The sequence below is a fragment of the Nonomuraea sp. NPDC049695 genome, from assembly GCF_040674955.1.
GTDB lineage: Bacteria > Actinomycetota > Actinomycetes > Streptosporangiales > Streptosporangiaceae > Nonomuraea > Nonomuraea helvata.
The window spans coordinates 59,429-77,086 of sequence record NZ_JBFANV010000028.1; the positions used below are offsets into that span (position 1 = coordinate 59,429).

A 17,658-nucleotide genomic window follows, 5' to 3' on the forward strand; every position below is an offset into this window, starting at 1 on the left:
GTGGAATAACCGGCCAGGGCCCGGTGTCGTTCACGACCATGGAGATTCGTTACGTCGGAGGGCCCACGGCGGTCCTGGAGCTCGGCGGGGTGCGCCTGCTGACCGACCCCACGTTCGACGCGCCCGGCGACTACCCGATCGGCAACAGGGCGCTCACCAAGACCGCGGGGCCTGCCGTGGAGCTCTCCTCGCTCGGTCCGGTGGACGCCGTGCTGCTCTCGCACGACCAGCACCCGGACAACCTCGACAAGACCGGACGGGAGTACCTGGCGTCCGTGCCGCTGATCCTGTCCACGCAGTCGGCGGCCACGCGGCTGGGCGGCTCGGTGCGTGCCCTGCCCAACTGGACGTCTGTCACGCTGGGCGACGGGCTGACGGTGACCGGGGTCCCGGCGCAGCACGGGCCGGACGGGACCGAGCACCTGGTGGGCGAGGTCACGGGGTTCGTGCTCAGCGGCGAGGGGCTGCCGACCGTCTACGTGAGCGGGGACAACGCCTCGCTCGACGTCGTACGGGAGGTCGCCGGGCGGGTCGGTCCGGTGGACGTGGCGCTGCTGTTCGCGGGCGGGGCCCGTACCCCGCTGGTGGATGGGTTCCTGACGCTCAGCAGCGATGACGCGGTCACGGCCGCCGAGATCCTGGGCGCGCGGTACGTGGTGCCGCTGCACTTCGAGCACTGGGCGCACTTCACCCAGGGGCGGGAGACGGTGGAGAAGGCGTTCGCCGGCTTCGGTGACCGACTGCGGCTGCCGGCTCCCGGCGAGACCATCCGCCTGCCCTGACGGCGCAGCCGGGCCGGTGCGTCACCAGGCGACGGGCAGTTCGTGCACCCCGTACGTGGCCAGGCCGTGCCTGAACCTGATCTGCTCGATCGGTGCCGCCGGCCGCAGATTCGGCAGCCTGCGCAGCAGCGTGGGCAGCGCGACCTGCAGCTCCACCCGGGCCAGCGCCTGCCCCGGGCACTGGTGGATGCCGTAGCCGAAGGCGACGTGCGTGCGGGCGTTGGCGCGGTCGATGTCGAGGGCGTCGGCCTGGGCGAAGACGGCCGCGTCCCGGTTGTCGGCGGGCAGGCTGACGATCAGCCCTTCCCCGGCCCGCACCAGCTGCCCGCCGATCTGTCGTGGCGGTGACGCTAGCACAACTGGCAGAGGACTGCCACTTGCTATCATGTGGTGGTGACCACCGACGCATCGCCGCGGCTGCGCGCCGACGCCGCGCGCAACGCCGAGCGCATCCTGCGCGCCGCCCGCGAGGTCTACGCCGACCTCGGCCCCGACGCGTCATTGGAGGAGATCGCCCGCCGCGCCGCCGTCGGCGCCAGAACGCTCTACCGCCGCTTCCCCACCAAGGCAGACCTCGTCCGCGCCGTCCTCGACCAGACCCTCGCCGAGGAGATCTCCCCGGCCATCGAGCAAGCGCTGAACGACGAGAACCCCAAACGTGGCCTGGCCACCTTGCTGGAAGCGGCACTGTCACTGGCGGCGCGCGAGCGCAACACCCTGGCCGCCGCGAAGCACTCCGGCGCCATCACCGCGGAGGTCAACGCCCCCTTTCACGAATCACTGACCCTGCTCATGCACCGCGGGCAGCAGGCCGGTCTCATCCGCGCCGATCTCGTCCCCGATGACATCACCAGGATGCTGGGGATGCTGGTCAGCGTGGTGTGGACCGTCGAGCCCGGAAGCGACGGCTGGCGGCGCTACGTCACCCTGACCCTGGACGCCCTGTCGCCAACCGGAGCCAGTCCCCTTCCGCCCGCGACTCCCCTGGGGCGGGTGCAGCAGCCCGACAACTGGCCCATCTGACGCATCGGCCCAGCGGTGCCGAGCCCCTGTGTCCAGCCAGACTCTGTGGCTCGGCTCATGGCGAAACGGGGCTGTCCGTCCGGCCAACGCCTGGCAGGGTGAAGGCGTGAGTTGGAACGCGCGAGCGCTCGACGTGCTGGCGGCGGGGGAGCCCACCCCGCTGATCGACTTCCCGGTGCAGGCGCCCGGGATCAGGCTGCTGCTGAAGGACGAGTCGGCGCAGCCCACCGGGAGCCTGCGGCATCGGCATGCCAGGGCGCTGTTCCGCCGGGCGATCCTCGACGGGCTGGTCGCCGAGGGCACGACCGTGGTCGAGGCGACCGGAGGCAACGCGGCAGTGGCGCAGGCGTGGTTCGCCCGGCGGCTCGGGCTGCCGTACATCGTGGTCATGCCGGGCGAGCGGAGCGAGGCGCGCGCCCGGGCGGTGGAGGCGCTGGGCGGGGAGTGCAGGTTCGTGACGCCGCCGCTGGCGATCTACGACGCGGCGCGCGGGATCCCGGGCCATTTCCTCGACCAGTTCGGGCGTGCGGCCGAGCACGACCTGGGGGAGGAGCTGTTCGGACAGGTGCGGCCCGACTGGGTGGTGACGGGGGCGGGCACGGGCGCCACGTCCGCGACGCTCGGCCGCTGGATCCGCGCCCACGATGGGGAGTGCCAGGTCGCGGTGGCAGATCCTGATAATTCGGCGTATTTCCCGGGGTGGACCCTCGACGTGCCCGACTACGCGACCGGGATGCCGTCGCGGATCGAGGGCATCGGACGGCCCCGCGTCGAGCCCGGGTTCCGGCCTGACCTCGTCGACCTCGTCATTCCCGTGCCCGACGCGGCGAGCGTGGCGGCGGCCAGGCACATCAGGGAGGTCACGGGGCTGCCGGTGGGCGGCTCGTCGGGCACGGCGCTTTGGGCGGCGCTGGAGCTGGTCGAGCGCATGCGCGCCAGGGGTGAGACCGGCACGGTGGTGTCGGTGCTCGGGGATGCCGCTGACCGTCATCTGGCGACATATCACGATGATGCCTGGGCCGCCGGAAAGGGACTGGACGCCGGGCAGTACGCGGAGGAGCTGCGGAGCCGTACCGGTGTCTGAAAGCTCACGCCAGGGGGTGGCTGACCCAGACGTTCGGCTCCACGTACACCGCGTGGTCGTGCTCCACGTCGCAGTGCACCGGGGTGAGCGCGCCCGGCACCTCCAGCGGCCCCGAGCGGTCGAACGGCAGGTTCGTCCACTTCCGCCACTCCGCCAGCGTGCCCGCCACCACCATCGAGCGGGGCGCGACCTTGATGATCTTTCCGCCCGCCCGTACGTGCACCCGTAACCAGGCGTCATGGGGCAGGCCGTCGGCGCGGTTTCTGTAGGCGTACTCGGACATGGGGGTGTGCGGTTCGAGATGCTTCCTGTTCGGCCGGACGGGCGCCACGAGCTCGGGGTAGCCGAGGCGGGCGGCGTGGTCGCGCATGCCCGCCAGCATCACCGAGGACAGGCCCGTCCCCTGCAGGTCGCGGCGGACGCTGATCTCCAGGGCGGAGATGCTGTCAGGTCGCGTGCCGCGCTCGCGGGCCAGCCAGCCCGACCTGATCACGCCGTCCCATCCGTCGTCGGGCAGCTCGGCGTCCTCCGAGAGGAACGGGATCATGCAGCCCCGCGCCACCAGCCGTCCCGGATCCGCCTCGTCGTCGGCCACCAGCACGTACTCGGCATAGGTCGTGGCAGCGAAGGGATAGAACAGGTCCGCGATCGGGTCCTGCAGCACGAACTCCTGCCACGTATGGTCCATCTCGAACAGCGACGACGCGAATTCCGGACGCTCCGCGAGCGTCGTGATCTTGATAGCCATGCGGATCATTTTCACATTACGGCCGACCGGTACGCGCACCAATAAACCGGGCGAGAAAGCGTGCGCTACCGTCGGCCGCATGACAGAACTTGACGCCAGGCTGCGAGCCATCACCGACCTGATCGTGGCCGAGGCGCGCGAGGGCGGCGGCAGGCACGAGTACGACGGCCGGATCCAGGACCTCTCACCCGAGGGCGTGCGGTCCGGGCTGGAACGGCTCGGCCAGGGGCCCGCGCCCGAGGACGCGCATGACGCCGAACACCTACAGGTGTTCGAGGAGAGCCTGCGTACTCAGTTCGGCGAGCTGGAGCTGCACCGCAAGAACCCGCTGATCCACCTCTCGAACCTCGACCTCGCCTGCTACGACCGCGACTACGCCCCCGAGGCGGAGCGCGTCGCGGCCAAGGCGGCCCACCTCGGGCTCTGGCCCGAGGCCGTGGACCAGGCGATCGCCTCGCTCGACCAGGTCCCGGCCCCCGTCGCGAAGTCCCTGCTCGCGGCGGTCAAGGGCCTGGCCGCCGGCGTCACGGACGAGGCCGCGCTCGAGGCCCACGGACGGCTCGTCGCACACGTCGAGCGGGCCGCCGCCGAGGGCGACCCCGACGCCGCGCTCGGCGGCGAGGCGCTGGCCAGGCTCATGGGTACGGCCGAGGGCCTGCCGGTCGACCTGGGCAGGCTGGCCGAGCGGGCCGACGCCGAGCGGGACCGGCTGATGGCGCTGCTCGCCGAGTCCTGCGCCAAGCTGGGAGAGACGGACCGGGCCCCGCTGGACGTCGTACGCGAGCTGGTCAAGGACCACCCCGACGCGGACGGCGTGATCGAGGCGGCGCGGATCGGCACGGAGAAGGCCATCGCGTTCACCCGCGAGAAGGATCTCGTGCCCTACCACGACGGCGAGTGCCTGGTGGGGCTGGCGCCCGAGTCGCGGCGCTGGGCGATGGCCATGATGGCGTGGAACTCGCCCGGCGAGCCCGAGGGACCGTCCTGGTACTACATCACGCCGCCGGACACCTCCTGGCCCGAGCAGGACCAGGAGGAGTGGCTGGAGGTCTTCAGCCGGACGACGCTGCCGGCGATCAACGTGCACGAGGTCGCGCCCGGTCACTTCTCGCACGCCCGCGCGCTGCGGCGGGCGAAGTCCGACGTGCGCAGGCTGCTGCAGTCGATGGCGTTCATCGAGGGGTGGGCGCATTACGCCGAGGAGCTCTGCGTGGAGGAGGGCTTCGAGGCGGACGACCCGCGGTTCGAGATCGGCGTGTGGGTGGAGGCGCTGATCCGTGTCACGCGGCTCGCCTGCGCGATCGGCGTGCACACCGGGCAGATGACGGTCGAGGAGGGGGCCAGGCGCTTCGAGGCCGACACGCATCTGGCCGGGCCCGCGGCGCTCTCGGAGGCCAGGCGGGCGTCGTTCGACCCGACGTACGGGCGTTACACCTGGGGCAAGCTGCTCATCCTCGACCTGCGGGAGCGGGCACGTAAGGAGTGGGGCGCGGGCTTCAGCCTGCAGCGCTTCCACAAGGAGCTGCTCGACCTCGGCTCGCCGCCCCTGGGCCTGATCGACCGCATCCTGTAGGGCCGCCGGAGAGCTCCCGCGCCGCGCGGTCGCATTCCCTGGAACGGCGACCACACCTCCGGTAGCGTCGGTCGCGAGCGAGGGAGGTCGGTCCTGTGCGGGAGCTCTCTGGCAAGACTGCCGTGGTGACGGGCGCGGCCAGCGGTATCGGGCGGGCGCTGGCGCTCAGGTTCGCGGCCGAGGGCATGACGCTGATGCTCGCCGACGTCGATCCCGGCGGCCTCGCGGAGACGGCCGCCCAGGCAGGCGACGGCAAGGTGTTCACGCAGATCACCGATGTCTCCGACGCGGCGGCCGTACGACACCTGGCCAACCGCTGCTTCGGCGAGCTCGGCGCCGTGCACGTGCTCTGCAACAACGCTGGCGTCTTCCAGGGCGGTCGCATGTGGACCCGCGGCGAGGAGGACTTCGCCTGGCTGCTCGGCGTGAACCTGTGGGGCGTGCTGCACGCCGTCCACGAGTTCGTGCCGCGCATGATCGAGCAGGACACCGAGGGGCACATCGTCAACACGGTGTCGGTGGCCGGGCTGTTCGCCACACCGGGGGCCGGCGGGTACGCGGTCACCAAGTACGCCGCGCTGGCCGCGTCCCAGGCTCTCGCCCAGGACCTGGCCGCCGCGGGCGCCAAGCTCCGCGTGACCGCGCTCTGCCCCGGCGCGGTCAGGACGCGCATCGCCGACTCGGCGCGCGTGCGCCCGTCCACCCTGGTCAGCACCCCCACCCAGGACGAGGTGGAGGTCCAGGAGGCCGTCAGCAGGTCGGCGGAGCGCGGCATCGAGCCGTCCCAGGTGGCCGACCTGGTCGTGGAGGCCATCAGGGAGGAGCGGTTCCTGGTGATGACCGATCCCCGGTACGCCGCTCGGCTGCGCCTGCAGACCGAGACACTGCTCAGCGGCAACCTGCCGTCCTACCAGTGACGTTCGTGGCCCAGCACCCGCTTCACCCTGCCGGTACGCGGCTTGACCAGCAGCCGGACGAAGTCACCCGGCAGCACGTCGTGGTAGACGCCCTCCTTGACCAGGTATGACGTGGCCTTCTCCGAGCTGCCGTCGTGGAGGGCGAGGTAGTGGCAGCGCCTGCTGCTCATCGAGCCGGGGTCCATGTCGATGACGGCCCAGCGCTTGACGACGTAACCGGAGACCTCCTGCCGGCCGGGAACGGGACCGGACGAGCCGGGATCCTCGATCTCGATGCCGCGCCAGCCGCTGCCGGTGTAGATCCACTCCTGCGCGGGGTCCATCGGCGCGCCCTCGGACCCGGCGATCTCCCGCCCGGCCTCGGTCAGCAGGAAGCCCCTTCCGGCCGTGAGCAGGCTCATGCCGGCCACGAACGACACCACTGTCGAGATCATCCCTGGCCACGACAGCCCGGCCGCCGAGAGGGTGGCGTACCAGGGGACCGCGAGCCCGACGGCCAGGAGCAGCGGCACGATCATGGTCCGCCAGCGCCTGCGCGCCAGGCCGAGCTCGATGGCCGTGCGCTGGACGAGCGGGACGAGGTCGCCGTCCAGGTCGGCCCCTTCGGGCATGACAGCCATCACCGGCGCGTACGGCCTGCCACCCAGGCGGGCGGCCACCCGTTCCAGGACCCACCCTTCGTAAGGGCGGAGCGGCTCCGGCCTTCTCGGCGCCATGGAGAGACGCTCGCCCTCGACCGTGACCCATCCGCGGCCCGCCAGGTCGAGCAGCGCCGAATGGAACACCTCCTGAGACCGCATCCCGCGTAAAAGCTCGGCCACGGGCGCGGGCACCTCGTACCGGGGCGCTTCCCGGGGTCGTTCGCGGCTGGACGCCTTGAAGGCGGCGACCAGCGCGGTCACCCACAGGGCCCACGCGGTCACCGGCCAGACAAGATCCATCGTTCTGTGTTAGCACGAGTGCCGCCTGCAGGCCAGGTGTAATGCACAGGGCCGATAGACTGTGGTCACCGCATTTCGCCTTTGGGGGGTTTCTCACGGTGTCTGAATTCGACACAGTGCTGGTGGTCGACTTCGGCGCGCAGTACGCGCAGCTGATCGCCAGGCGCGTGCGCGAGTGCCACGTCTACTCCGAGATCGTCCCCTCGACGATGCCGGTCGAGGAGATGATGGCGAAGAACCCCAAGGCGATCATCCTGTCCGGCGGCCCCTCCTCGGTCTACGCCGAGGACGCGCCGCCCGCGCCGCACGGGCTGTTCGACACGGGCGTCCCCACGTTCGGCATCTGTTACGGCTTCCAGGCCATGGCGCAGGCGCTGGGCGGCGAGGTGGCCCGCACGGGCGTCGCCGAATACGGCGGCACCGCGCTCGAGGTGCTCAACGAGGGCGTGATCTTCGCCGGCCTGCCGGGCGCCCAGACGGTCTGGATGTCACACGGCGACAGCGTCTCGGCCGCCCCCGAGGGCTTCACGGTGACCGCCTCGACGCGCGAGACGCCGGTCGCCGCCTTCGAGCACCCTGGTCGCGGTCTGTACGGCGTGCAGTTCCACCCCGAGGTGCTCCACTCCGAGCACGGCCAGACGGTGCTCAAGCACTTCCTCGACGCGGCCGGCTGCCGCCCGTCGTGGACGATGCTCAACATCGTCGAAGACTCCGTCGAGGCCGTACGCCGCCAGGTCGGCGACGGCCGCGCGATCTGCGCGCTGTCGGGCGGCGTCGACTCCGCGGTGGCCGCCGCGATCGTGCAGCGGGCCATCGGCGACCGGCTGACCTGCGTCTTCGTCGACCACGGCCTGCTGCGCAAGGGCGAGGCCGAGCAGGTGGAGCGCGACTTCGTGGCCGTCACGGGCGTGAAGCTCCGCGTGGTCGACGCCGCCGACCGCTTCATCAAGGCCCTCGACGGTGTCTCCGACCCGGAGGAGAAGCGGAAGATCATCGGCCGCGAGTTCATCCGCGTCTTCGAGGACGAGCAGCGCGCCATCATGGCCGACGGCCCGGTCGAGTTCCTGGTCCAGGGCACGCTCTACCCCGACGTGGTGGAGTCGGGCGGCGGCACCGGCACCGCCAACATCAAGTCGCACCACAACGTCGGCGGCCTGCCGGAGGATCTCCAGTTCAAGCTGGTGGAGCCGCTCAGGGCGCTGTTCAAGGACGAGGTCCGCCGGGCGGGCGAGGAGCTCGGGCTGCCGGCCGCCATGGTCTGGCGCCAGCCGTTCCCCGGCCCCGGCCTCGGCATCCGCATCGTCGGCGAGGTCACCCGCGAGCGCCTCGACATCCTGCGCGAGGCCGACGCGATCGCCCGCGAGGAGCTGTCCCGGGCCGGCCTCGACCGGCAGATCTGGCAGTGCCCGGTGGTGCTGCTGGCGGACGTGCGCTCGGTGGGCGTGCAGGGAGACGGGCGCACGTACGGGCACCCGGTGGTGCTGCGGCCGGTGACGTCGGAGGACGCGATGACAGCCGACTGGGCGCGGGTGCCCTATGACGTGCTGTCGCGCATCTCGACCCGGATCACCAACGAGGTCCGCGAGATCAACCGCGTGGTCGTCGACGTGACCAGCAAGCCCCCCGGCACCATCGAGTGGGAGTAACCCGGCTACCGGTGTGGTGCGGCCCGTAAGGGTGGCTCGTCGCCCGGGACGTCCACATGCTGGCCGATCAGGGGGACGAAGCGGGCGGGCGTCAGCAGGCGCTCCTGCACCAGGCGGCCGCGCCGCTTGCCGAAGAGCGTGACGATCTCGTTCAGGCCCTCCTGGATCGGCATGACCAGTCGCCCGCCTTCGGCCAGTTGGCCGGCGAGCGGGGCGGGCACCGTACGGGCCGTGGCGGACACGACGACGGCGTCGAAGGGCGCGTGTTCCGGCAGGCCGGCGGTGCCGTCACCGACCACGACCTCGGCGTTGGCCACCCCTGCCGAGGCGAGGTTGGCCCGTGCGTGCTCGGCCAGGTCGGCGTGGCGCTCCATCGAATACACCTGGCGGGCCAGGCGGGCCAGCAGGGCGGTCTGGTACCCGTACCCGGTGCCGATCTCCAGGACCGTCTCGGTGCCCGACAGCCTGAGGGCGTCGATCATCTGCGCGATCAGGGACGGCTGTGACGTGGGCTGCCCGTGGCCGATGGGGATGGGCTCGTCGCACGGAGCACGCGCGGCATAGCGTGGCGGCACGAACCGGTCACGTGGCGTGGTGGCGATGGCGGCCAGCAGTCGCGGATCATCGACCCCGGACCACTGGGCGGCCTCCACCAGCGGGTCGTACTCCATCAGCGGTCACCGGCCGCAGGCCCCCGTCGGCATGCTTCTCCGAGCCATGCCCACCTGCTTCCCCGCCGGACGGGGTTCGATGCCGCCTCGATGAGCATGGCTTTCGAGGCGGCACCGACGGGTGTCAGCAGTTCCTGCCGCTGTTGATGCAGCGGACGACGGTGCTCATGAGCTTCTCCGACATCACCCCGATGGAGCCGGCGTGGTCGGTGCCCGGGTCGTGCTGTTCGCTGGCGAACGCGTCCACCGCGAAGGGGACGTCCGCCGTGCTGGGCACGTTCTCGTAGGTCAGCGTCATCCGGAGCTGCGGTACGGCCTCGGTGCCGCTCGGGCAGGCGCCGGTCTCGTCAGGGAAGACGAGGTGCGTACGGTGGTTGGCGCTGTCGAGGTTCTGGCCGTCCCAGCAGCTCGGCATGTCGAAGACGCGGACCAGGTCGCTGCCGGAGGGGCAGATCGGATACTTGTCGGTCAGCCGGTCGGTGAAACCCGTGCAGGTCCACGTCGGCCGGGCGTTGGCGCCGCCGTTGGTGACCGCCCTGGCGTCGCCGGAGACCATCCTGAGGAACCTCGGTGCGGCCGTGACCTCCGATGTGAGGTTGCCGCGGTATTCGAGCCTGACCGACGACGGCTGTACGGGGGTGCCGACGTTGTTCGAGCCGGTCTCGTCATCGGACCCGCGTACGCGCAGGGTCGGCCAGAAGTAGGCGGACCGGTCGGCGGACGTGCGGCAGCTGGTGTCCGCTTCGGCCAGGGTCTCGTTGGTCGAGAAGGCGTCGGTGGACATGTTGCCCACGTAGTCCAGCTGGAGCTGGGCCCCGTCCGACATGCCCGGGGCGAGGATGAGGTCGTCGGCGTTGGAATGGCCTGAGCCGGTCGTGCCGCATTGAGAGACGAACGTGCCTGTTGAGCCGCTCTCGTCCGCCTGCGGCTGCTCTGCCTCGGGGACCTTTCGGATGTCGACGAAGTCGTCGGCCGAGGGGCCGACGTCCTGCGCTGAAGAGCCGCCGAGTGCGCAGGTGGCGAGCGCGTTCAGGCCGGTGGGGCGTTGGGCGACGCGCCCGATGGCTATGGCGATGCGGTCGAGGGTGGCGGCGCGTTTGTCGGCGAGTGGGCCGAGGATGGCGTTCTGGACGAAGTTGGGGCCGCCTTGTCCTGTTGATCGGGCGAGTCGGTTGTTGGCTTCCTGGAGTTGTTTGTCGAGTAGTGCGAGGTTCCGGTCGACTTCGGCCTTGGCGGCTGCGGGGATCTCGGGCAGCTTCCCGGCCACGCTGGGGCAGACGATGGACTGCGCCGCCGGATCCTGGCTCTCGCCGGGGTCCGCCGTGGGGGTGGCCTCGCTGGGCGGCGGGGTGGTCTCGGTGGGTGGTGGGGTGGTTTCGGCGGGCGCCGGGGTGTCGGTGTCGCCGAGTGTGCAGGTGGCGAGTTGGTTGAGGCCGGTGGGGCGTTGGGCGACGCGCCCGATGGCTATGGCGATGCGGTCGAGGGTGGAGGCGCGTTTGTCGGCGAGTGGGCCGAGGATGGCGTTCTGGACGAAGTTGGGGCCGCCTTGTCCTGTTGATCGGGCGAGTCGGTTGTTGGCTTCCTGGAGTTGTTTGTCGAGTAGTGCGAGGTTCCGGTCGACTTCGGCCTTGGCGGCTGCGGGGACCTCGGGCAGCTTCCCGGCCACGCTGGGGCAGACGATGGTCTGCGCCGCGGCCGTACCGAGGTAGACGTTCACCGTGCCTGCCTGCGCGGACAGCGGAGATCCCCACAGGACGACGGCGATGCTCCCGCCTAGGGAGGCAGCCCCCAACCAGGGTCTGAATCGTCTTCCCCCCGATGGACTTCGCATGCGACCACTCCCTCCGGTCTCGTGATGTGGGCAAGGAGTCCGATCTTCGAGAGGTACGCGGGTCCGAAGCGGGGGGTTCATCCGGCGGTGGTCGACTCGGACGCAGGGCGGCGGACGGGCCGCTCCTGACCAGCATGAATGCGTATTTATACACATTCGAGGATTGAACCCGGCGCGAGACGCGGGTCGTACAACCGTGCGACGAACACCGCTACCGAAAGGGTTGATCATGACGAAGCGCATCCTCACCGTCCCCGGCCTCGCGCTCGCCGCCACGCTGGTCGCCGCCTCCTTCAGCCCCGCCATGGCGCAGGCGGAGACGGGCACCGACGTGTACCTGGCGGCGACGCTGCTGGGCAGGAACGAAGTGCCGGCCCCTGGTGCCAAGGTCGGCGACAGGAACGGCAGCGCGATCGCCGTGTTCCGCATCCATGGGCAGCAGGTCGACTACGCGATCCGGTGGCAGAAGGTGGCCGCTCCGACCGCGTTCCACATCCACCAGGGCAAGGCCGGCAAGAACGGCGACGTCAGGATCCCGTTCTTCGGCGAGGCGCTGCCCGGCTCGCTCGACGCCGTCAAGGGCACCGTCACGGTCAAGGATTCGGGCCTGCTCGGCAGGATCGCGAACAACCCGATGCGCTGGTACGCCAACCTGCACACCGGCGAGTTCCCCGGCGGCGCCGTCCGTGCCCAGCTGTACCGGATCCACCCCGTGTCACTGGAGTCGGTGCTGGCCGGCGGCTCGCACAGCACACTCACCGCTCCGGCCGACGGCCGCCAGGAGGTGCCCGCGCCCGGTACGAAGGTCGGCGACAAGGACGGGCGGGCCGCCTGGCTCGTCTGGGTGCAAGGCACCAAGGTCCACTTCGCCACCGCCTGGAAGCGGATCGCCCAGCCGACCAACGGCCACATCCACCGCGGCGTGAAGGGCAAGAACGGCCCGGTGGTCGTCGACTTCTTCGCCGCCAAGAACGGCCTGCCCGCCGGCGTCAACGGCATCGCCGGCACCGGCACCACCACGGCCAAGGTCGCCGACGGCATCAGGCACAACCCCAAGGGCTGGTACGTCAACCTGCACACGAGCGAGTTCCCCGGCGGCGCGGTCCGCGGCCAGCTGCACCGGGGCGGCTGGTAACGCGTCAAGTCGCCGTACGGGGTTGCCGCACCCCGTACGGCGGCTCGGCGTGTGACGGGCAGTACCTACGTAGTCCGAAATAGGTACCTAAATGGGGATTTTTCACCTCTCATCCGGGGGTTCGCTGAGGCATTCTCAAGGTGTGAGCAATCCACGCTCACCTGCAGAGGGGACAGCAGGAACCGAAAGGCAGCATCAAGTCCTCAGCTGCCACTCGGGGTGCAGGACAATGAACAGGGTTTCGTGGAACAGGATCTGGACAGCGGCGACTGGCCGTCGCCCGGTGGCGGGCCGGACGGCCTCGTGGTGGCTGCCCGCTGACGACCTCGGCTCAGTGCGCAGCGCGCGCCGGCTCACCCGCGACAAGCTCGCCGACTGGGGCTTCAAGGCCCAGACGGAGGTCGCGGAGCTGCTCGTCAGCGAGTTGGTCACCAACGCCCTGGAGCACGCGTACGGACAGGTCCGCCTCAGCTTCTTCACCGAGGACGGCCTGCTGCGGTGCGAGGTCGAGGACGAGAATCCCGAGCTCCCGCACATGCGTACTGCCAACCCGGACGCGGAGAGCGGCCGCGGGCTGTTCCTGGTCGACGCGCTCTCCTGCTGCTGGGGCGGTGTCCGCACACCTCGCGGCAAGGCCATCTGGTTCGAACTGCCGACGTTCGCCCACGCCGAGGCCTGCCCCCTGAACGCTCTGGCGTTCGCCGCGTGAGCCCTGGCTGCTAGCTCTGATCGCCCCCCGGCCCGTCCGGATCGCCTGGCTCCTCCTGCGCCTGATCATTCGGTACGGTGTCGTCCGGCTCAGAACGTACGCGCCCGCCCCGCCGTACCGACGCCACCACCAGTCGCCCCACGCTCCCCAGGAGCAGCGGCACCAGCAGCACCCCGATGAAGATCGGCGAGGCCATGTACCGGAAGTCCTGCGCCGAGATGTTGGCCAGGATGGCCAGCTGCTGCCCGGCCACCACGGCGGCCACGCCCAGTACGTACCGGTTCCGCAGGGCCCAGGCCGCCAGCCCCACGGCCAGATACGAGAGGTACGCCCACAGCGCCCCCCGCCACAGCAGCCAGTCGTACTGCGGCGCCAGCGCGCCGGCCAGCCACGGGTCGGCTACCCGGTTCAGCTCCCACGACAGTGGGCGCAGCGAGTAGACCCAGCGCCCGGGGAAGTCGGGCACCTTGTTCGGCCCCACGTACGTGTCGGCGTTGGGCCGTCGCGAGAACCGGTAGGTCATCCCCCCGATCGTGAGATCGTCCTGCACGGGCCTCCAGGCGATCGCTCCCCGGCACAGGCGGGTGTCCAGGATCATGCGCGGCTCGGAGAGCAGCAGCCGCTTCCACAGGTCGAGCAGTTGGGAGGCGTGCGCGTCGGCCTGCTGCCAGCTGAAGTCCCGCCGCCAGATGAGCGGGTTGATCGTGGAGCAGGTCCCGCCCTCCTGCCACCGCGTCAGGGGCGCCACCGACGCCATCAGCGTCCTGTCCTGTTCGCTGAACAGCTCGGGATGGTCCCGGTACGCCACCGCGATGTCGCCGAACGCCGTGTGGTACACGTACGTCTTGGACGGGGCCACGATGCCGAAGTTCGGGAACACCAGGTTGGTGAGCACGAGCGGGAGGGCGGCGGCGAAGGTGCCGGCCAGGAGCAGTCGCACGCGCATGGTCCTGACGATCACCAGCAGCGCGACGACGGCGACGCCCACGACGAGGAAGCCGTTCGCCCGGAACAGGCCGAGCAGCGTGAAGAGCACGCCGAGTCCCGCCAGCGCGGGCACGGTGACAGCGCGCGTGGCCGCTATCCGCGCGCACACGCCCGCGATGGCGATCGCGCAGATTGTGAACGGCACGTCCTTCCACAACGTCACCGAGAACGCGCCCACGGGCGGCGCCAGCGGCATCAGCATCGCGACGAGAGTGGTCGGCAGGCGGGGCGCGCCGAGCGCCTTCAGAGACTGCGCCAGATACGTCAGCGCCGCCGCCATGGCGGTGGTCTGCGCGAACGTGACGGCGCCCAGGTCACCGGTCTTGGTGAAGCTCAGCCACACCAGCGCGTCGTAGAGCACCGAGTGGTCGCTCACCCAGGGCCCGACGACGGTGTGGCTGAGGTACAGGACCGAGTCGCGGCTGAACAGGCCCGGATAGAAAGCCGCCCACCAGCATCCGAGGACGGCCTGAACGACCACGAAAGTCGCGAGCGCGACCCATCGCCTCCGCTTACCCATGATCCTGATCAGGGGTAGCTGACTCCCGGCTTCGGTCCCTTGCCGCGTAGCAGCGTCGGGACCGTGACGAGGTGGTAGCCGCGTTTCTTGAGCTCCTTGAGGATCTCGGGCATGACCTTCACGGTCGCGGGGACCACGTCGTGCATGAGGATCACGCCGTCGCGCTTGGCCAGCCTGAGCACGGTGGCCTTGATCTTCTTGGTGTCACGCAGCTTCCAGTCGAGCGTCGTGCCCGTCCAGAGCACCTGCGCCAGGTCCAGCTCGTCGGCCAGCCCGAGCACGCGCTCGTCGGTCTCCCCGTAGGGCGGCCGGAACATCTTCGGCCGCACCCCCGTGGCCTGCTGGATCGCGCTCTGGGTGGTCTTGATCTCGTCGAGGATCTGTTCGTCCGACAGGGACGGCAGCGAGGCGTGGGAGTAGGTGTGGTTGCCGATCGCGTGCCCCTCCGCGAGCTCCTGCCTGGCCACCTGCGGGCGCTTCTCCACCTGCTTGCCGACCAGGAAGAACGTGGCCTTGGCCCCTGCCTGTCTGAGCGCCTTGAGCAGGGCGGGCGTGTTCGGGCCCGGGCCGTCGTCGAAGGTCAGGGCCAGGCATTTGACCCGGGCGCAGTCGACCGTTGTCGCCTGGGCGGGCAGCGAGGTCATGGCCAGCGTCACCGCGAGCAGGGCATGAAACACCACGGATCACAGCCTAGGGCCAATATCCCCAGACCGCGCATGCCAGCGCGTCTCGTTCTGAATACGCCCATCTCGCGAGCCAGGCCCGTGGGAACGGCGTCATCTGATGACGGTCACCAGTCGCGTGAACTCGGCAGGGAGATCGAACCCGTCCCACACCCGGTGGAAGCTCAACGCGCTCCCGACCGGCACCATGCGATCGACCCCGCGCCCGGCCAGCTTTCTGGCCAGCCTCTCCAGCTCGTCCTTGGCGAACCCGAAGTGCGTCATCGTCTGGTCCCGCCGCTCGACCAGCGTGACCAGCTCCGCCAGCGACCCGAGCCTCGCGTGCGCGAACGTTCCCGCCCCCAGCCACTGCCTCGGCGCCGTGGCCGCCGCCGCCAGCGTCACGTTGGCCAGCGCGTTCCCCCGGAACTCGATGCTCTCCGCCAGCCCGTCGGCGGCCAGGCCGTAGGTGGAGACCCGCTTCTCCACGGCCATCGCCGCATCGACCCCCCACCCGCGTACGGTGACCACCCGCGCCACGTGCTCGCAGAAGTCGGCCCGTGCCGTGTCGCAGTCGCCCTCCGCGCCCACCCAGAACACGGTCCTGGGCGAGGAGCAGGCGGCCTGGTCGAACCAGTAGGTGTCGTTGACGAACCCCTCGGCCACGGTGACCCGCGCCGCCCTCGGCGCGCACAGCCAGGCCGCCGCGCGCACGACGGCGAACGAGGAACGGTCGGGGAAGACCAGGTCGCGGGCGTGCGGGGCGAGCGGGTGGCGCCGCATCTCGCGTACGGTGCTGTCGCCGCCCCACACCACCCGCAGGTCGCAGGCGGCGGAGAGCGCGGCGGTGATGCCGTCGCTGCGGCCGTAGGAGACGATGCGCTGGGTGGCCGCTATCACCGGATCGGCGTCGGTCAGGGCCTCGTGCAGGGTGTCCAGGATGACCTCGGCGACCGCGCCGGAGCGGGGCGACAGGCGCACGATGTTGCGGTTGCCCATCAGGGCCGACAGGGCCCAGGAGTAGACGAAGACGGTGTCGACGTTCGCGGGCGGGATGTGGAAGACCAGACCGCGCGGCACGCGTACGTGCTCGGTCCCGAGGCTCTCCACGGTGCGGGCCAGCTCGCTGGGCCGCAGGAAGAAGCCGAGCGAGCCCAGCTCGGGGTGGCGCCGCGCCAGCGTGGGCCGCAGCAGCCGCCTGCCGAAGGCCGAGAGGAACTCGCGGACCCGCTCGTCACCCACGTCGAGCCCGCCGCCCAGCTCCCCGAGCAGCCCTTCGACCGGTATGTGGGCCCCGGCGGGGAAGCGCACATCGAGCTTCGGGTCGTCCAGCATCAGCCCTGCCCCATGGTGTCGCTGCAGCCGCGTGCCTCCGCCCTGGGCAGCCTGCCCAGGACCTCGAACCGCTTTCCCGGCCAGTGCCCGTCATCGACGCCCCGGACCACGCCCAGGTCCTCGGTCAGCAGCACGTGGCCGGGATACGACGTGGGCAGCGTGCTGACGACCTCGATCAGCCCCGGCTCGCCGACGGGCGCCTCCTGCCAGCTCTCCGGATCACGGATCACGACATCGGCGAAATCGGGGCAGTAGAGCCCATCGCCCTCGGGGCCTTCCAGGAAGACGGTGCCGATCTGCTCGACCATCCCGTAGAAGTTGTGGATCCGGCTCAGCCCGCACTCGGCCGCCAGCCGCCTCCGGAACTCGGCGTTGTCCACCGCCTGCTCGGCCAGCCGCTTCCACCCGCCGGAGTGGATCAGCACCCCCTGTGACAGGTCCACCCCGAGACCGCGCAGGTGGAGCCAGACCATGAACGTGAACCCGAAGACCAGGAACCGTTCGCCTCCATGACGCGCCAGGAACGCCTCGACCGCCTCCGCGTCCACCCCGCCCCTGTCGTCGAGCACGAACGTGTGGTCCCTGCCGAAGTTCATCATCCCGAGCACACCGGCGCCCCGGGCGCTCAGCGTGGGGTCGCGTACGACGGAGCGGCTGTCCACGATCAGCATCGGCAGCCGCCGCTCGCCGAGCACCTCCCTGAGCGTCGCCGCCAGCATCCGCGTCTGCGCCGCGGCCGCCTCGCGATCGAGATAGACCCGGCTGGGCTGCTGCCCGGTGGTCCCGCTGGAGGTCAGCACCCTGAACACCTGGTCCTCCCGCACGCTGCGCAGCTCGTGCGTCTTGAACAGCCGCACGGGCAGCCAGGGCAGCTCGACCAGCCGCTCGTACGGGGGCCGCGCGGCGATGGCGTCGAGGATCCTCCGGTACGGCGGGCATGCCTGCCTGTGCCGCTCGGTGAGCGCCGCCAGCTCGCTCGCCAGGGCCGCCTCCCGCTCGCGCTCGGCCAAGCTGAAAACGCTCACCCGCCCCCCTCCACCGCACCCCGGATTCGCACACCCGTCCCGGCCCACCGGCCCAGGGCGAACCCACCC

17 protein-coding genes are annotated in these 17,658 nt (G+C 70.8%); 8 read left to right on the forward strand and 9 right to left on the reverse strand.

The window, feature by feature from the left end; all coding sequences use genetic code 11:
- The first annotated feature begins 38 nt into the window (after positions 1-38).
- A complete protein-coding gene (locus tag AB0J64_RS24300) occupies positions 39-782 on the forward strand; it encodes an MBL fold metallo-hydrolase (RefSeq protein ID WP_364030723.1) in 744 nt (247 codons plus the stop codon).
- Positions 783-803: 21 nt separating this feature from the next.
- Here the strand turns inward: AB0J64_RS24300 and AB0J64_RS24305 are convergent, their stop codons facing one another.
- Positions 804-1,139 carry a cytochrome P450 gene (locus AB0J64_RS24305; RefSeq protein WP_364030726.1) on the reverse strand — a complete coding sequence of 112 codons (336 nt, stop codon included), beginning with the start codon at positions 1,137-1,139 and terminating at the stop codon, positions 804-806.
- A 36-nt stretch (positions 1,140-1,175) separates the two neighbouring features.
- Between AB0J64_RS24305 and AB0J64_RS24310 the strand changes: the two genes are divergently transcribed.
- Positions 1,176-1,805, forward strand: a complete 630-nt coding sequence (locus AB0J64_RS24310) for a helix-turn-helix domain-containing protein (protein WP_364030729.1) — start codon at positions 1,176-1,178, stop codon at positions 1,803-1,805.
- Between the two features lie 106 nt (positions 1,806-1,911).
- On the forward strand, positions 1,912-2,889 hold the full coding sequence (locus AB0J64_RS24315; protein WP_364030732.1) for a pyridoxal-phosphate dependent enzyme: 978 nt from the start codon (positions 1,912-1,914) through the stop codon (positions 2,887-2,889).
- A gap of 4 nt (positions 2,890-2,893) precedes the next feature.
- On the opposite strand, the gene AB0J64_RS24320 is transcribed toward AB0J64_RS24315, so the two are convergent.
- Positions 2,894-3,637, reverse strand: coding sequence for an N-acetyltransferase (locus tag AB0J64_RS24320; RefSeq protein WP_364030735.1), 744 nt, complete (start codon positions 3,635-3,637; stop codon positions 2,894-2,896).
- A 79-nt stretch (positions 3,638-3,716) separates the two neighbouring features.
- Here AB0J64_RS24320 and AB0J64_RS24325 point away from each other — a divergent pair, with 79 nt between their 5' ends.
- Both AB0J64_RS24325 and AB0J64_RS24330 read left to right on the forward strand, forming a co-directional pair.
- A complete protein-coding gene (locus AB0J64_RS24325; protein ID WP_364030738.1) occupies positions 3,717-5,210 on the forward strand; it encodes a DUF885 family protein in 1,494 nt (497 codons plus the stop codon).
- A 95-nt stretch (positions 5,211-5,305) separates the two neighbouring features.
- Positions 5,306-6,127: an SDR family NAD(P)-dependent oxidoreductase gene (locus tag AB0J64_RS24330; protein WP_364030741.1), complete on the forward strand. Its 822-nt coding sequence runs from the start codon at positions 5,306-5,308 to the stop codon at positions 6,125-6,127.
- Here the strand turns inward: AB0J64_RS24330 and AB0J64_RS24335 are convergent.
- A complete protein-coding gene (locus tag AB0J64_RS24335) occupies positions 6,118-7,068 on the reverse strand; it encodes a hypothetical protein (RefSeq protein ID WP_364030744.1) in 951 nt (316 codons plus the stop codon). The two genes, AB0J64_RS24330 and AB0J64_RS24335, sit on opposite strands and share 10 nt — an antisense overlap.
- Positions 7,069-7,109: 41 nt before the next feature.
- Between AB0J64_RS24335 and guaA the strand changes: the two genes are divergently transcribed.
- The gene (guaA, locus tag AB0J64_RS24340; RefSeq protein WP_364030747.1) at positions 7,110-8,714 is read left to right on the forward strand and encodes a glutamine-hydrolyzing GMP synthase; all 1,605 of its coding nucleotides are present in this window, start codon (positions 7,110-7,112) and stop codon (positions 8,712-8,714) included.
- 5 nt (positions 8,715-8,719) lie between these two features.
- Here guaA and AB0J64_RS24345 read toward each other — a convergent pair whose 3' ends face one another.
- Entirely contained in the window at positions 8,720-9,385 is a 666-nt protein-coding gene (locus tag AB0J64_RS24345; RefSeq protein WP_364030750.1) for a protein-L-isoaspartate(D-aspartate) O-methyltransferase, read from the reverse strand.
- Positions 9,386-9,509: 124 nt separating this feature from the next.
- Positions 9,510-11,102, reverse strand: coding sequence for a DUF1996 domain-containing protein (locus AB0J64_RS24350; protein ID WP_364030753.1), 1,593 nt, complete (start codon positions 11,100-11,102; stop codon positions 9,510-9,512).
- 343 nt (positions 11,103-11,445) lie between these two features.
- On the opposite strand from AB0J64_RS24350, the gene AB0J64_RS24355 reads away from it, so the two are divergent.
- Together AB0J64_RS24355 and AB0J64_RS24360 are read left to right on the forward strand one after the other, a co-directional pair.
- Complete coding sequence (locus tag AB0J64_RS24355) at positions 11,446-12,351, forward strand: CHRD domain-containing protein (protein WP_364030756.1); 906 nt, start codon at positions 11,446-11,448, stop codon at positions 12,349-12,351.
- Positions 12,352-12,580: 229 nt separating this feature from the next.
- Positions 12,581-13,060, forward strand: coding sequence for an ATP-binding protein (locus AB0J64_RS24360; RefSeq protein WP_364030759.1), 480 nt, complete (start codon positions 12,581-12,583; stop codon positions 13,058-13,060).
- 10 nt (positions 13,061-13,070) lie between these two features.
- Here AB0J64_RS24360 and AB0J64_RS24365 read toward each other — a convergent pair whose 3' ends face one another.
- From AB0J64_RS24365 to AB0J64_RS24380, 4 genes are all read right to left on the reverse strand, one after another.
- Complete coding sequence (locus AB0J64_RS24365) at positions 13,071-14,567, reverse strand: hypothetical protein (RefSeq protein ID WP_364030762.1); 1,497 nt, start codon at positions 14,565-14,567, stop codon at positions 13,071-13,073.
- A gap of 8 nt (positions 14,568-14,575) precedes the next feature.
- Positions 14,576-15,247, reverse strand: a complete 672-nt coding sequence (locus tag AB0J64_RS24370; protein ID WP_364030765.1) for a polysaccharide deacetylase family protein — start codon at positions 15,245-15,247, stop codon at positions 14,576-14,578.
- A 96-nt stretch (positions 15,248-15,343) separates the two neighbouring features.
- Positions 15,344-16,564 (reverse strand): acyl-CoA reductase, encoded by a 1,221-nt coding sequence (locus tag AB0J64_RS24375; protein ID WP_364030768.1) that lies wholly within the window; start codon positions 16,562-16,564, stop codon positions 15,344-15,346.
- Positions 16,564-17,589, reverse strand: a complete 1,026-nt coding sequence (locus AB0J64_RS24380) for an acyl-protein synthetase (RefSeq protein WP_364030771.1) — start codon at positions 17,587-17,589, stop codon at positions 16,564-16,566. Before AB0J64_RS24380 ends, AB0J64_RS24375 begins: the two co-directional genes overlap by 1 nt.
- Between the last annotated feature and the right edge of the window lie 69 nt (positions 17,590-17,658).

Coding starts and splice junctions, on each gene's coding strand:
- AB0J64_RS24325 (WP_364030738.1), top strand. CDS start 3,717: ATGACAGAACTTGACGCCAGGCTGCGAGCCATCACCGACCTGATCGTG.
- guaA (WP_364030747.1), top strand. CDS start 7,110: ATGCACAGGGCCGATAGACTGTGGTCACCGCATTTCGCCTTTGGGGGG.
- AB0J64_RS24300 (WP_364030723.1), top strand. CDS start 39: ATGGAGATTCGTTACGTCGGAGGGCCCACGGCGGTCCTGGAGCTCGGC.
- AB0J64_RS24345 (WP_364030750.1), bottom strand. CDS start 9,385: ATGGAGTACGACCCGCTGGTGGAGGCCGCCCAGTGGTCCGGGGTCGAT.
- AB0J64_RS24375 (WP_364030768.1), bottom strand. CDS start 16,564: ATGCTGGACGACCCGAAGCTCGATGTGCGCTTCCCCGCCGGGGCCCAC.
- AB0J64_RS24335 (WP_364030744.1), bottom strand. CDS start 7,068: ATGGATCTTGTCTGGCCGGTGACCGCGTGGGCCCTGTGGGTGACCGCG.
- AB0J64_RS24365 (WP_364030762.1), bottom strand. CDS start 14,567: ATGGGTAAGCGGAGGCGATGGGTCGCGCTCGCGACTTTCGTGGTCGTT.
- AB0J64_RS24360 (WP_364030759.1), top strand. CDS start 12,581: ATGAACAGGGTTTCGTGGAACAGGATCTGGACAGCGGCGACTGGCCGT.
- AB0J64_RS24355 (WP_364030756.1), top strand. CDS start 11,446: ATGACGAAGCGCATCCTCACCGTCCCCGGCCTCGCGCTCGCCGCCACG.
- AB0J64_RS24320 (WP_364030735.1), bottom strand. CDS start 3,637: ATGGCTATCAAGATCACGACGCTCGCGGAGCGTCCGGAATTCGCGTCG.